General features: G+C 72.3%; 13 protein-coding genes and 2 pseudogenes. 7 read left to right on the top strand and 8 right to left on the bottom strand.

What is annotated here, in order from left to right; genetic code table 11:
• Positions 1 to 13: 13 nt before the first annotated feature.
• The 3 genes and pseudogenes from ACW14Y_RS03640 to tnpA form a co-directional block, all read right to left on the bottom strand.
• A complete protein-coding gene (locus ACW14Y_RS03640) occupies positions 14 to 769 on the bottom strand; it encodes a hypothetical protein (protein WP_456985843.1) in 756 nt (251 codons plus the stop codon).
• 538 nt (positions 770 to 1,307) lie between these two features.
• Positions 1,308 to 1,673 (bottom strand): annotated as a pseudogene (locus ACW14Y_RS03635) (serine hydrolase); the annotation flags it as partial.
• A gap of 95 nt (positions 1,674 to 1,768) precedes the next feature.
• Positions 1,769 to 2,197, bottom strand: coding sequence for an IS200/IS605 family transposase (gene tnpA / locus ACW14Y_RS03630; RefSeq protein WP_402723792.1), 429 nt, complete (start codon positions 2,195 to 2,197; stop codon positions 1,769 to 1,771).
• A 50-nt stretch (positions 2,198 to 2,247) separates the two neighbouring features.
• On the opposite strand from tnpA, the gene ACW14Y_RS03625 reads away from it, so the two are divergent.
• Entirely contained in the window at positions 2,248 to 3,462 is a 1,215-nt protein-coding gene (locus ACW14Y_RS03625) for an RNA-guided endonuclease InsQ/TnpB family protein (protein WP_402723791.1), read from the top strand.
• Here the strand turns inward: ACW14Y_RS03625 and ACW14Y_RS03620 are convergent.
• The gene (locus ACW14Y_RS03620; RefSeq protein WP_456985842.1) at positions 3,421 to 4,308 is read right to left on the bottom strand and encodes a serine hydrolase domain-containing protein; all 888 of its coding nucleotides are present in this window, start codon (positions 4,306 to 4,308) and stop codon (positions 3,421 to 3,423) included. The genes ACW14Y_RS03625 and ACW14Y_RS03620 overlap by 42 nt on opposite strands.
• 305 nt (positions 4,309 to 4,613) lie before the next feature.
• On the opposite strand from ACW14Y_RS03620, the gene ACW14Y_RS03615 reads away from it, so the two are divergent.
• From ACW14Y_RS03615 to ACW14Y_RS03595, 5 genes and pseudogenes are all read left to right on the top strand, one after another.
• Positions 4,614 to 4,949, top strand: coding sequence for an ArsR/SmtB family transcription factor (locus ACW14Y_RS03615; protein ID WP_380303557.1), 336 nt, complete (start codon positions 4,614 to 4,616; stop codon positions 4,947 to 4,949).
• A gap of 1 nt (position 4,950) precedes the next feature.
• Positions 4,951 to 5,652 carry a cation transporter gene (locus ACW14Y_RS03610; protein WP_456985841.1) on the top strand — a complete coding sequence of 234 codons (702 nt, stop codon included), beginning with the start codon at positions 4,951 to 4,953 and terminating at the stop codon, positions 5,650 to 5,652.
• A gap of 553 nt (positions 5,653 to 6,205) precedes the next feature.
• Positions 6,206 to 6,610: pseudogene (locus tag ACW14Y_RS03605) on the top strand (ATP-binding cassette domain-containing protein); the annotation flags it as partial.
• Between the two features lie 203 nt (positions 6,611 to 6,813).
• Entirely contained in the window at positions 6,814 to 8,049 is a 1,236-nt protein-coding gene (locus ACW14Y_RS03600; RefSeq protein ID WP_456985840.1) for a hypothetical protein, read from the top strand.
• 670 nt (positions 8,050 to 8,719) lie between these two features.
• On the top strand, positions 8,720 to 9,325 hold the full coding sequence (locus ACW14Y_RS03595; protein WP_456985839.1) for an Rv1733c family protein: 606 nt from the start codon (positions 8,720 to 8,722) through the stop codon (positions 9,323 to 9,325).
• Between the two features lie 66 nt (positions 9,326 to 9,391).
• On the opposite strand, the gene ACW14Y_RS03590 is transcribed toward ACW14Y_RS03595, so the two are convergent.
• The 4 genes from ACW14Y_RS03590 to ACW14Y_RS03575 all read right to left on the bottom strand — a co-directional run bounded on the left by ACW14Y_RS03590 (position 9,392) and on the right by ACW14Y_RS03575 (position 12,795).
• Entirely contained in the window at positions 9,392 to 11,143 is a 1,752-nt protein-coding gene (locus tag ACW14Y_RS03590) for a SulP family inorganic anion transporter (RefSeq protein ID WP_456985838.1), read from the bottom strand.
• 238 nt (positions 11,144 to 11,381) lie between these two features.
• Positions 11,382 to 12,254: a universal stress protein gene (locus tag ACW14Y_RS03585; RefSeq protein ID WP_456985837.1), complete on the bottom strand. Its 873-nt coding sequence runs from the start codon at positions 12,252 to 12,254 to the stop codon at positions 11,382 to 11,384.
• Positions 12,255 to 12,496: 242 nt separating this feature from the next.
• On the bottom strand, positions 12,497 to 12,562 hold the full coding sequence (locus ACW14Y_RS03580) for a hypothetical protein (RefSeq protein WP_456988049.1): 66 nt from the start codon (positions 12,560 to 12,562) through the stop codon (positions 12,497 to 12,499).
• Positions 12,559 to 12,795 carry a universal stress protein gene (locus tag ACW14Y_RS03575; RefSeq protein ID WP_456985836.1) on the bottom strand — a complete coding sequence of 79 codons (237 nt, stop codon included), beginning with the start codon at positions 12,793 to 12,795 and terminating at the stop codon, positions 12,559 to 12,561. Before ACW14Y_RS03575 ends, ACW14Y_RS03580 begins: the two co-directional genes overlap by 4 nt.
• Before the next feature lie 207 nt (positions 12,796 to 13,002).
• On the opposite strand from ACW14Y_RS03575, the gene ACW14Y_RS03570 reads away from it, so the two are divergent.
• The gene (locus ACW14Y_RS03570) at positions 13,003 to 13,656 is read left to right on the top strand and encodes a DUF4389 domain-containing protein (RefSeq protein ID WP_266315136.1); all 654 of its coding nucleotides are present in this window, start codon (positions 13,003 to 13,005) and stop codon (positions 13,654 to 13,656) included.
• The last annotated feature ends 80 nt before the right edge of the window (positions 13,657 to 13,736 follow it).

Genomic DNA, 13,736 nt, shown 5'->3' with positions numbered 1-13,736 from the left:
CGCTTCCCCGCTGCTACTCCGACAGCGGGGCGTTCGTCCCGGGGGAGCCGCCGGGGGCCTCGTAGTCGCCCGCGGGTGTGGTGTTGACGGTCCCGTCGTTGCCCTTGCCGCCCGTGCCGACGGGTCGGCCGTTGCCCCCGTCGCCGCCGCGGACGAGCCCCTTGCCCCCGACGAGGATGTCGACGGTGCGGTTGTTGCCGTCGCCGCCCTGCTCGCCGTACCCGCCGGCTCCGCCGACGGCCTTCACCCTGCTGTCGAAGCCGCTGCCGATGATGCGGCTGTTGTTGCCGTCGCCGCCGTGGCCGCCGTCGCAGTCCATCTCGCCGATGCCGAGACCGCCCCGGCCGCCGTCTCCGCCGGTCACCGTGATGGTGCCGTGGGCGCTGATGCGGCCGTCGTTGCCGATGCCGCCGCGCCCGCCGTTGCCGCAGTCGCTGTGACCGCCGCGCACCTCCCCGACCTGTCCGTTGCCGCCCGTGACGCGCACGGTGTCGTTGCCGCCGCCTCCGTAGATCTCCCCGGCGTTGCCGCCGTCGCCGTCGCCGCCGCCGGAGCCGGTTCCGTTGCCGGTCCCGCCGTTGATCTCGCCCCGGTTCCCGTCGGTGCCCCGGCTGGCGTGCTCGCCGATGTTGACGGTGATGGTGTCGTTCCCGCCGCGTCCGTGGACCAGGACTCCGGACGGGACCGCGGCGCAGTCGATCGTGTCGTCGCCGTCGGTGCCGTTGACGGTCGTGCCGGTGACGGGAGTGCCGTTGACCGTGCAGGTCACGGTGGCAGCGTGGACGGGTGTGGCAGCGGCTACGGCGAGCGGTGCGATCACCGACAGGACCGGGAGCAGTACGCGGCCCGCTCGGCGCACGGGGAAGGGCGTGTTCGGCATTGGGGGTGTCCTCGTTCTCCACGGGTTCCAGCGGTCGGACCCGTCCCCCGCGGCACACTCGCAGGGCCGCCCGGGCGGGCCGGTGACCGCGCTCGGGGCATCGTCTGCCTCGGCGCCCCGAGTATCGGACCGCCGGTCGCCGCCGCCCACGGCCGACACACCACCCCGTACGCCCGATCAACCGGATGGTGCAGGTCTGCGACCGCGACGCGTTCCGGCCGGGACGCCCCTCCGTACTCTGCGGCCACGTCGGACAGGCCCCGCCGGCCGTCGGTCGGCGGGGCCCACGTACGCGCTTCCGGATGCCAGCCCGCTCTCCCACCCGCTCTCCCGCCCGTTCGACCGGGTGGAGCAGGTGGGGAACCTCATCGGGGCCAGGGAACCCCGAAGGTCCTCCTCGCCCCGGGCTCCCGGTTCAGCGTGCGGTTCAGCGGCACAGGGCGGTGTCCACGGCCGCCGCCTGGTGCTGCGCGGCGGCGCCGGTCGGGATGGTGGTCACCGTGACATTGGCGGCGCGGCCGTCCTCGGTGACGCCCCCGCGGGTCCGGTAGCCGGGGATGGTTCCGCCGTGGCCCCAGTAGACGCCGCCGCACGACAGCGGCGTGCTCGTCAGGCCCAGGCCGTAGCGGATCCCCGGCGCCAGCTCGTCGGCGGGCACGGTGGTGCGCATCTGGGCGAGCTGCGCGGCGGGGAGGAGGCGGCCGCCGAGGAGCGCGGTGTAGAAGCGGTCGAGGTCGGAGTTGGTGGAGATCATGGCACCGGCCGCCCAGGCCCAGGAGGGGTCCATCCCTGATCTTGCAGGGTATCCCCGGTTTTAGCCGGGGAGGGAATGCATTCCTGGCCCGCAGCCGCGAAGCGGCGGAGTTCGCTGCGGCTCCGGGGTGACGGTCAGATGGGCCGCTTCTGGCCTTCGATGTACTGGTGGACGATGCTGAGCGGTGTGCCGCCGCACGACCCGGCGAAGTAGGAGCGAGACCAGAAGACGGACCCGAGGCCGATGCGGTTGATGCGGCCGGCGTATTCGGCGCGCAGGTACCGGGAGCTGACGCCCTTGAGGGAGTTGATCAGCTTGGACAGGGCGATCTTCGGCGGGTAGTGCACCAGCAGGTGCACGTGGTCGCTTTCGCCGTTGAACTCGCGCAACTCGGTCTCGAACTTGTCGCAGACCTCGCGCATGATCTCCTCGCACCGCTTGAGCATGGCGTCATCGAAGACGCCCTTGCGGTATTTCGTGACGAACACCAAGTGCGCGTGCAAGTTGTAAGCGACGTGCCGTCCGGTGCGAACGTCGGGGTTTGGCTCCCAGCGTGGTGACATACTCCAAGCGTAGTACGATCTTTGAGCTGACCAGGAAGGGGGTGGGTCGGATGATTCGTGCGTACAAGTTCCTCATGCGGCCCACCGTGGGCCAGACGCAGGCGCTCGGCGAGATGCTGAGGGATCACTGCGCGCTGTACAACGGGGCACTCCAGGAGCGCCGGGACGCCTACCGGCACGTGTCGAAGACCAGCATCAAGTACGGCATGCAGTCGGCGCAGCTGAAGGAGATCCGGGCGTTCGACCCGGAGCGTCAGGGCCGCTGGTCGTTCAGCTCGCAGCAGGCGACGCTTCGCCGTCTGGACAAGGCGTTCGCGGCGTTCTTCCGGCGGGTCAAGTCCGGTGACACGCCCGGCTACCCGCGCTTCCGTGGGGTGAACCGGTTCGACACGGTGGACTTCCCCAAGGACGGGGACGGCTGCCGCTGGGACTCCACCCCGCATGACCGGACCACCCGCGTGCGCTTCCAAGGGGTCGGGCACGTCAAGGTCAACCAGCACCGGCCGGTGGTCGGCAAGGTCAGGACCGTCGGCGTCAAGCGCGAGGGCAAGCGCTGGTACGTCATCCTGACCGCCGAGCAGGCCGAGCCCGAGCCGCTGTCCCCGACGGGCAGCGTGATCGGCATCGACATGGGCATAGCCAACTTCCTCGCCGACTCCAACAGCGAGTTCGTGCCCAACCCGCGTCACGGCAGGCAGGCTGCCGCGAAGCTGGAATCAGCTCAGCAGGCCCTCAGCAGGTTCCCCCGCGTGCGCCGCGACAAGCGCACCAAGAACCACCAGAAGGCCGTGCAGCGTGTTGGCGACCTGCACCGGAAGGTCCGCCGCCAGCGCCTCGACCACGCCCACAAGACCGCCCTTGACCTGGTCCGGGCGCACGACCTCATCGCGCACGAAGACCTCAGGATCCGCAACATGGTCAAGGCCCCCGCGCCGAAGCCCGACCCCGACCGGCCGGGCGCGTTCCTGCCCAACGGTGCGGCGGCCAAGGCAGGGCTTAACAAGTCGATCAACGATGCCGGTTGGGGGGTGTTCCTCACGATCCTCACCAGCAAGGCTGAAAGCGCCGGTCGGGAAGTGATCGCCGTGGACCCCCGCAACACCTCCCGCACCTGCCCGCTCTGCGGGAACGTTGCGGCGGAGAACCGGCCCTCTCAGGACATCTTCCACTGCGTCAGCTGCGGCCACCGTGCGCACGCTGACACGGTGGGAGCCATCAACGTTCTACGGGCCGGGCTGGTCCGTCGCGACGCCCGCCAGGGTTAGCGAGAAGCCCCCACGTTTACGTGGGGGAGGAGTCACCTCGGTGATGTCGAGCAGGGGGGCGTCGGGCTGCGTCTTCAGGTAGCCCTGGGGGTGGGCGCCGCGGACGGTCATGTCGCCGGGGGCGGGGAAGTAGGTCTGGCGCAGCCCCAGGGGCTTGATGATGCGTTCGGTGATGGCCTCGCCGACGGGGCGGCCGGTGAGCTTCTGGACGATCATGCCGGCGAGGAGGTAATTGGTGTTGTTGTAGGCCCACTTGGTACCGGGCGCGAAGTCGGCCTTGCGGGCGAGGGCCAGGTCGAGGAGGTCGCGGGGCTCGGTGTAGGTGTAGCGGCCGCCGACGAGGTCGAGGGACTCGCCGTACTCGGGCAGGCCGCTGGTGTGCTGGAGCAGCTGGTGGACGGTGATGTTGCGGCCGTCGATCCCGTCCCCGCGCACCAGCCCGGGGAGGTAGGTGTCGACGGGGGCCTCGATGTCGACCTTCCCCTCGGCGACCAGCTGCATGACGACCACGGCGGTGAACGCCTTGGTGTTGCTGCCGATCCGGACCTGCGCGTCGACGGGGACCTTGGCGCCGGTCCTCAGATCGGCGACGCCCGCGACGTAGTTGCGGGTCCGCCCGTCGCGGCCCGTGACGGACGCCGTCGCCGCCGGGACGCCGTCGTCCCTCACCAGGGCGTTGAGGCTCTGCTGGACGCCGTCCTTCGCCGGAGCGGCCACCGCCGCGGGCAGCAGCGGCGCACTCACCGTCATCAGACCGGCGGCCACCGCGACCGCCGCCGGGACCACCACCCGTCGAAGGCTCCGCCGGCCGGGGACACGGGGGTTGTTGCCTGCGCGCACGTTCACGAAAGATGCTCCTGTGGGTCGGTTGCGAGCCGACTGGCTCGTGGATCAAGCATCTGCGGGAGGGGCACAGAAGTGGATCTTGCTGTCCCCCCGCTTCGCGGTGGGGCTACCCCTACCGCGTACCGCGCGCACCGCTGTGTGTCGGTCGGCGAAACCCGGGGACGGGCGACGACCGTGCGCCTCACCACGGCCGACCGGCCGGGCGGCGGCCGCTCCGCGGAACTGGACTGGGCCCGGCGGCCGGGCCGCGGCTGATCCAGAGTTCAGAGTTTTGTGAATCCACAAGTATGTGTACTGTTCTGGGCATGCTGACCCTCGCCTCCGACCTGGAAGCCCTGACCCGATTCGGGCGGGCGCTGGCAGACCCGATCCGCTGCCGCATCCTGCTCGCCCTGCGCGAGGCCCCGGCTCACCCCGCCGACCTCGCCGAAGCCCTCGGCGTCTCCCGCACCCGCCTGTCCAACCACCTGGCGTGCCTGCGCGACTGCGGCCTCGTCGTGGCCGTCCCCGTCGGGCGCCGCACCCGCTACGAACTCGCGGACGAGCGGCTCGGACATGCACTGGACGACCTGCGCACCGCCGTGGTCGCCGTCGCCGACGACCGCACCTGCGCCGAGGCCGCCGAGAAGGGCTGCTGCTGAGATGGCGGTGCTCGCCCTCGGGCCGTCCCCGGCCCGCCGCGACGCGCTCGCGCGGCGCATACGGCTGCTGGTCGCCGCGACGATCAGCTACAACGTGATCGAGGCGGTCGTCGCCCTCACCGCCGGCACCCTCGCCTCCTCCACCGCGCTGATCGGGTTCGGCCTGGACTCCGTCATCGAGGTCTCCTCCGCCGCCGCCGTCGCCTGGCAGTTCTCCGCCCGCGACCACGCCGTCCGCCAAGCGCGCGAGAAGACCACCCTGCGGATCATCGCCGTCTCCTTCTTCGCCCTCGCCGCCTACGTCGCCCTCGACTCGATCCGGGCCATGACCGGCACCGGCGAGGCCGAACACTCCCTCCCCGGCATCGTCATCGCCGCCCTCTCCCTGGCGATCATGCCGTTCCTGTCCGCCGCCCAGCGCAGGGCCGGACGCGAACTCGGCTCCGCCAGCGCCGTCGCCGACTCCAAGCAGACCCTGCTCTGCACCTACCTCTCCGCCGTCCTGCTCGCCGGCCTGCTCCTCAACGCCACCCTCGGCTGGACCTGGGCCGACCCCGTCGCCGCCCTCGTCATCGCCGCCGTCGCCCTCAAGGAAGGCCGCGACGCCTGGCAGGGCAAGGGCTGCTGCGCACCTGCGGTCCTCACCCCGCCCACCGGCGTGCCGGACACCTGCGGCTGCCGGGCGGGCTGCGACTGCTGCTGAACACCCGTGAGCACGTCCTGCCCCCGTGCCGGTCCGCATCCCGGGTCCCGCACGGACGGGGTGCAGGTCGGCGGGCTGGATCCGCCACCCGGTGGTTGACGGGGCGTTGGGGACTCACGCTCCGGGCGACCGACTCCCGCGTCAGTGTGTCGTCAGCAACGGCCCCGGTGGAGTCAAGGAAGTGTCAGGGGCGGGTCGGTGGCGGACCGGCCCGTTCTAGCCTCGGGGTGTTCGAGCTGTTGAGACCCGCAGGGTCGGGAGACCTGGGCGGAGGGCCCGGGAAACCCCGGAGTCGCGTCGGGTCGGTCGTCCTGCCGCATCGGGAGATGCCCTACCGGGAATGAGGTCCACGTGGCCGTTGTCAGTGTGTTCCGACGCCGGCCGTTCCACTCCGGCATCCGTGTCCGGGAGGCCGCAGGGTCGGTCCTGTCGGCGTTGCCGGCGATCGTTCGCAGGATCGCGGACAGCCCGCTCGACAGCAGCGTCCTTCAGGCGGTGGGCGGGGCGTCGGCCGCGCACACGGCGGGTGCCGCTCGCCGCGGCGCCGGGCTGAGTGCCACCTGGCGACCGGTCGTGGGGGCGGACGGCACCCGGCGGCTCGAAGCTCGGTGGGAGGCCGAGCACTGACCGGGAGTGGAGGTGGCGTACGGCGGTGATCGAGCTCGGATCGCTCACCAAGAGGTACGGCCGCAGTGTCGGCGTCGACGGCCTGGACCTCGACGTCGGCGGGGGCGAGGTGTTCGGACTGCTCGGACCGAACGGAGCGGGGAAGACCACGACCCTGCGCTGCCTGGCGGGGCTGCTCCGGCCGAGTGCGGGCGCGGTCCGGGTCCTGGGACCGGACCCGGTCGCGGACCACCGGCGGGTGGCGCCGTCGATCGGCTACCTCCCGGGAGGCTGTCACCTCTCGTCGGTTCTCACCGGTCGTCACCACCAGGCTGGCCCGGCGGCGGGTGCCCGGGCGTGGGCCGTTCGGTCCGGGTCCCCGGCCGAACGGCCCGCGGACGGGACCAGGGGTACGACATCGGTTCAGGTGGACGCGGCCCATTCGTTGCTCACGGCTTCCGGGCGCGCCCTCGTTCGGGGGAATCGACCGATGAACGGCCCGGAGCGTGCTCCTGTGGAGGACATTCCCGCAAGCGCCTCGTACCGGAGGACCCGTTGCCACATCCCCGTACCACCCCCTCTGCCCGCCGCACGCTCGCCGTCGCGGTCGCCGTCGCCTCGGCGACCTGCGCGCTCGCCGTGCCCAGCGCCCACTCGCGCGGCACCGAACCCGCCCGGGGCCACCGCGCCGCGACGACCATCATCGAGAACCGGCTGCCCTTCACGACCCGGTTCCAGGGCGAATTCCACGGCTCCGTCACCCACATCGGCAACGCCCTGATGACGTGCGACGAGACCAAGCCTCCCGTCGACCCCGCCCAGCCTCCCTGCGAGCAGGCCCGCACCGGCGCCGGCACCCGGCCGATCAACAACAACTACGAGATGAAGTACGTCAACATCGACCCCGGCTCCATCGGCCCGCTCGGCGACCCGATCTACTCCGCCAGCTCCGCCGACCTCAACCTCCCCCCGGGCGCGAGCGTGAAGTACGCCCGCCTCTACTGGGGCGGAACCCGCGGCATCGGCGACACCGTCCTGCCCGAGAGCCGGATCGACGAGATCTACCTGAAGTTCCCCGGCGACGCCGACTACACCAACATCGCCAACCAGCAGCCGTCCATCGGCTACATCACCACCGACGAGGAGAGCAGCTACCAGGCCTCCGCCGACATCACCGACCTCGTCCGCAGCCACGGCACCGGCACCTACACCGGCGCGAACATGGACTCCGTGGTCAAGCCCCACAGCTGGGGCGGCTGGAGCATCGCCATCGCCTACGAGGACCCCTGCGCGCCGCTGCGGCACGTCCACCTGTGGGACGGCTTCCAGCCCGAACTGCCCAACAGCCCCGCCCTGACCGGCACCCTCAACGGCATCCGCACACCCGCCACCGGCCCGGTCACCGGCCACCTCGGCTGGGTCGTCTACGACGGCGACCACAAGTGGACCGGCGACACCCTGGACGTGAAGTCCACCAACGGCCCGCTCACCCGGTTCACCGACGCCGACCACCCGGCGGACGACGCCTTCAACTCCACCGTCGGCGCCCCCGGTTCCAGCGGGACGTTCGCCCGCAACCCCGCCCCGCGCAACAACTTCGGCTACGACACCAACCGCTGGAACGTCTCCCGGTTCCTGCGCAACGGCGACACCTCCATCACCGTCACCGTCAACACCCAGGGCGACGGCTACGACCTGGGCGTCTTCTACGCCGACATCGACCTCGACGAGTCCACCTTCGCCGCCAACAGCAGCACACCGGCCGCCTCCGCCTGGAACGAGGCGAAGTGACCACCCCGTAGTGGGGTGACCGTTACGTGCCGCGGGTCGTCACCTTGGAGGGCAGCGACCCGCGGCGCCCGAGGGCCGCCGGTCGCGGCCGACCACGCGGCCCGCGACGGCGGACAGTTCGGCGGTGGACAGCTCGGCGGCGGCCCGCGCGGGCGTCGCGGGCAGGCCGACTGCCGCGATGACCGACAGGACCGGCAGCAGCGCCCGGGACGTTCGGTGCTGCCCGCACCGCGAGCCTTCCCGGGGCGACACGCCACCGGTCTGCCCACTCTCCACCGGACGCACCGGAACCGCGGACGGAGGAAGCCGCAACGCGGTCGGCATTGCCCCGCGACCTCGCCCGGATCGTGGCGTGACTCCGACCGGGCGGATACGCCGAGCCGGTGCTCAGGCACATTGTCACCGGAGAGGGCGGCGCGCTCTCTGCAAAGACGCTGCGGCGCACCGGGTGTGCTTGAGGGGGCGGGGGCAGGTCTTCACCGCGGCCTCGGACGTAGAGGGCCCGGTGGACGGCTCCCCCTGCTTTCCACGGCACCACCTCCGACCCCGCGGGGCAGGGGCCGATCGGCCCCGGTGGCGGGCCCGCCGGACCCTGGGTCGTCCGGTGGCGGCGTCGGAAGACTGGGGGTACGGCCGACGACCGGGCGGCCCCGCTCCGAGGAGGTGCGCCATGACCACGCAGCAGCGAACGGCCGCGCACACGTCGCTCCGCACCCAGGTCCGCCGCGCCTCCGGCCTCGACCGCAATCCGCTGTGCCGCCCGGTCGACCGGGCCCGGAGCCGTACGGCACTCGCCCTGCCGCTCGTCCTCGCGCTGCTGGTCGCCGTCGGCGCGGCCGTGGCGGTGCTGGTGTTCCGGGTGGAGACGCAGGCCGAACAGGAGACGGCGAGGCACCGGCACGCCGTCACCGCGACGACCGTCGGCCCCGCGGTGACCGACGACCTCCGGACCGGAAGCGCCCGTGCCCGTGCCCCGGCCCGATGGGCCTACCCCGTCGGGCCCGGCACCGGCACCGTCCAGGTGGCCGCGGGGACCCCGGTCGGTTCGACGGTGGCGATCCGGCTGGACGACAGCGGCGTGCCGGCAGCCGGGGCCCGGACCGCCGCCGCGGTCCTCTCGGATGCCGGTGTCCTCGGCGTCGGGACGGCCGTCGGCCTCGTCTCCCTCGCCGTCGTCGGACACACGGTGCACCGCCGCACCCTGGACCGCCGGGCCGAGCGGAGCTGGGATCCGGACTGGGAGCGGGTGGAGCCCCTCTGGTCCCGGCGCCGGTGAACCCGCCCCGGGGCGGGCCGGACCTCCGGGAGCCGGAGCAGGAGGATCGGATCGGCCGTCCGCAGGTCAGGCGTCCGCACTGCCTCCGTGGTAGTCGCACCAGAGCCGGTACGCCTCCACCGCGGTGGGCAGTGTGGGGAAGATGCGCCCCTGACCGACGGACTCGGTCAGGCCGTACGCGTCCAGTTGGTCGCGCAGGTCCTGTTTGACGCGGGCCATGGCGAAGACGATGCCACGCCGGTCGAGTTCCCGGCGCAGCGCGTCCACCGAGTCCAGCGCGGTGATGTCGACCTCGACGTTGGCCTCGGTGTTGAGGACGAACCACCGCACCGGGGCCGTCCCGTCGGCGGCGGCGGCCAACGCCCTGCGGCGGAAGTCCTCGGCGTTGGCGAAGAACAGCGGGGAGTCGTAGCGGTACACCACCAGGCCGGAAATGGTGCGGGCCTTCGAGTAGTCGTCGACGTCGTGCATGCCGGCCAGGCCGGGTACCAGTCCCTGGACCGCGTCGTGCGGTCGCGCCACCCGACTCAGCAGTTCGGTCACCGACAGCGCCACGGCCACCAGCACGCCGTACAGGATGTCCAGGACGAGGACACCGGCCGTGCAGGTGATGGCCAGCACCAGTTCCCGCCGGCGGAAGGAGGCAAGCCTGCGGAAACCCGCCAGGTCGACCATCCGCACAGCGGCGAACACCACGACGGCACCGAGTACGGGTACCGGCAGGTCCCCCAGCAGCGGACCGAGGAAGAGGAGCACCGCGAGGACGCACGCGCCGGCGGCCAGCGAGTACACCTGGGTGCGTCCGCCCGTCGACCTGGCGAGCGCGGTCCGGCTGGCGCTGCTGCTGACGGGGAACCCGGAGAGGAGACCCGCACCGAGGTTCGCGCTGCCCAGGGCGAGAAGCTCCTGGTCGGCGTCGAGGCGCTCCCCGCTGCCCTCGCTGCCCCCGCTGCCCTCTGACGCGAAGGCCCGCGCGGTGAGGATCATGTCGGTGTAGCCGACCAGGAGGACGCCGACGGCGGGCAGCACCAGCCGGTCCAGGTCGCCCAGGTCCGGCCAGGAGAAGTGGGGGAGCCCGCCGGGAATCGCTCCGATCGTGTCGATGCCGTGCTGCTCCAGGTCGAACGCGGCCACCGCCGCCGTACCCAGGACGACCGCCAGCAGGGGCGCGGGCAGCCGAGGGACGTAGTGCGCCGCGGTGAACAGGAGAAGCAGGGTGACGGCACTCAGGGCGGTGGTGGCCGCGTTCGCCTCGGGCAGGTGCCGGGCGAAGGACCACAGCTGTGGAAGGAAGCGCTCACCCGTCACGGGGACACCTGTGAGTCGCTCCAGCTGATCGCCCGTCATGATCAGGGCGACCCCGGCCAGATAGCCGATCAGGACAGGCTTCGAGAGCAGGTCGGCGACGAAGCCGAGCCGCAGCGCCCACGCCACCAGGCACAGGCCTCCGACCACGACGGCCAGCGTCGCGGCGAGGACGGCGTAACGTCCGGGGTCCCCGCTCGCGAGCGGTCCGACCACGGTGGCGGTCATCAGCGCGGTCGTCGACTCGGGTCCGACCGACAGCAGCCGGGACGAGCCGAGAAGCGCGTACACCCCGATCGCCGGCAGGATCGCCCACAGGCCCGCGACCGGCGGCAGGCCCGCGACCCCGGCGTACGCCATGACCTGGGGAACCAGGTACGCCGCGACCGTCAGACCGGCCACCACGTCGCCACGCAGCCGACCCTGCCGGTAGCCCCTGAGCACGGTCGCTCCCGGCACCGCGGGCACGAAACGGAGCCGGGACCGGCCCGTGCCGTCGCCGTGGCGCGCCATGGATCTCCTCCCACCGCGAAGTCCGACCACATCCGGCAGAGGGAGTGTCGAGGTGACCGCCGTTCGCCCGGTACGGGGCGCGGCTTCCCATCTGATCACGCACCGGCTTCTTCTACGTGCGTGTTCACTGCCGGGACCGCGCGTCGGCCTCCTCGGCGCGGTACCAGGTCGGCGGCCGCGAAGAGGCGGGCGGCGCCCGAACGCCGACCCATGGAGTACGGCCTGTTGGGCGTCCGGCTCAGTCGTAGGGGACGACCGCGACCGGGCACTTCACGTGGTGGATGGCGGCGTGTGCGACCGGGCCGATGTGGGCGCCGATCGGTGAGCGCCGGATCCGGCGGCCGACCACGAGGAGGGCGGCGCCGGCCGAGGCCTCGACGACACCGGCCGCCGCGTTGTCGCGGACGAGCGTCGCGTTCACGGTCACCTGGGCACAGCGCGACCTCCACGGGGCGAGCGTTTCCGTGAGCCGTCGCTGCTCGACGGCGGCCAGCTCCCCGTACATGCTGCCGACGGCGGCGAGCGCCGTGTACTCGCTGCTGATCGGTGGCGCCCAGGTGTGGACGACCCGGAGGTGCGCCGCGCGAAGCCCGGCGGCCTCGAAGGCGAAGGCGATGACGTCGTCGCAGGGGTGCTTGAGGTCGAGACCGAGGACGACGTCGCCGTCGGCGGCATCCGGCGGCGCGGTCGCCTCTCCGTCCTCCTCCGCCCGGACCAGCACGACCGGGCACCGCGCCCGGCGCAGCACCTCCTGGCTCACCGAGCCGACCAGGAAGCCGCGGACGGTGCTCAGCCCGCGCGAGCCGAGGACCAGCACGGTGGCGTTCCGTCCGGCCGCTTCGAGAGCCTGGGCCGGATCCTGGTGGACGTGCGCCGAGGTGATTCCGGCGCCGGCGGTGAGGACGGCTCGGAGCTCCGTTTCCTTCGCGGCCAGCTTCTTCCGGCTCCAGCTGATCGCGTCGTCGCTGCCGAGGACGTCGGTCCTCGGCCACGGCCAGGCCTGGACGAGTTCGAGCGGCAGTCCGCGGAGGAGCGCCTCGCGGGCTCCCCAAGCGGCCGCGGCCACGCTCTCGGGCGAGCCGTCGAAGCCCACCACGATCGGTCCGTTCACAGGGCCCTCCAGGGTCGGGGCGTGGGTCATCGGGGACGGCGGCGGTCGGTCCGACACCCGGCCCCCGCGCCGGCCGACGACCGCTCCCGGCCGGGGCTGTCATGGTCCTGAGCCGATGTGGAGCGTGGTCCCTCCTTCCATGGTGGGGCAGGCGATGCGCGGTGGCATGGCCTGGCGACCCTGTTGAACGGCGGGCCGGGCCGGGCGGCAACAAGGTCGGCCCCGGTCGGTGGGGCGGGGCCTCAGGCGGGTGTGCCGCGGACGACGACCACGGGGCAGTGGGCGTGCTCCACGCAGCGCCTGCTCACGGAACCGAGCAGGGTGCCCACGAAGCCTCCCAGGCCGCGGCACGGCCGAGTTCCCGGTCGACCGACATCGGAGCGCGCCCGTACACCGTCGGGAGCGTCCAGCAGAGGACCGCCTCCACCGTGGCACCGGTCAGCCGCGCCTGCTCGACGGCCCACCGCAGCGCCTTCTGCGACGAGGGCGACCCGTCCACTCCGACCACGATGCCGCCCGCCACCGGAGTGCCCTGGTCCATGGCTCACCTCGCTCACCGACTGTGCCGAGCGGCCGAAGCCGCCCAGGCTGCAGCGCCCTGTCCGTTCCACTCCCCGCCCTCCACGTGCCTCGTGCACGGCCGGTCGACTCTCGCGGACTTCCCGCCCCGGAGGGACGATGAAGGTGTCCGAGAACGCACCGCTCCGGCACCCGCTGACGGCGGCGCGTCACTCCGGAGGTGATCGCCGTGGCCACCGCCACCCCGCCGCCCGTTCGGGTGGAAGCCCGGCTCGACCTGCCGCTCTCGCGCTGGCTCTGGCTCGTCAAGTGGATCCTGGCCGTCCCGCACTGGATCGTCCTCTGTTTCCTGTGGGTGGGCTTCGTGCTGCTCACCGTGGTCGCGTTCTTCGCGATCCTGTTCACCGGCCGCTACCCGCGCGGGGTGTTCGACTTCAACCTGGGCGTGTTGCGCTGGTCGTGGCGGGTGTCCTACTACGCCTGCGGCGGCCTGGGTACCGACCGGTATCCGCCGTTCAGCCTCGGTGAGGAGCCCGACTACCCGGCCACGCTGTACGTCGCCCGGCCTGGCGAGCTCTCCAGAGGGCTGGTGCTGGTGAAGTGGTGGCTGCTGGCTCTGCCGCAGTACCTCGTCGTCGGACTCTTCGTGGGCGGATACCACGAAGGCTGGGGCGGTGGCGGGCTGATCGGACTGCTGACACTGTTCGCGGGGGTGGCGCTGGCCGCCACCAGGCGTTACCCGCCGGGCCTCTTCGACCTCGTCGTCGGCCTCAACCGCTGGGTGTTCAGGGTGGCGGCGTACGCGGCCCTGATGACCGACTCCTACCCGCCGTTCCGGCTGGACCAGGGAAGCCTCGAGCCGGTGGCCCGGGACACCACCTGACACGGACGATGCGGCTTCTCACGGCGTACGGCCGAAGGACGTCGGGGGCGGTGCCGAGCCCGGTACCGGTTCAGGTATTC

The sequence above is a fragment of the Kitasatospora sp. cg17-2 genome, from assembly GCF_054031055.1.
The sequence above is the reverse complement of the archived record's forward strand: the minus strand, read 5'-3'. Positions and strand labels throughout refer to the sequence as shown.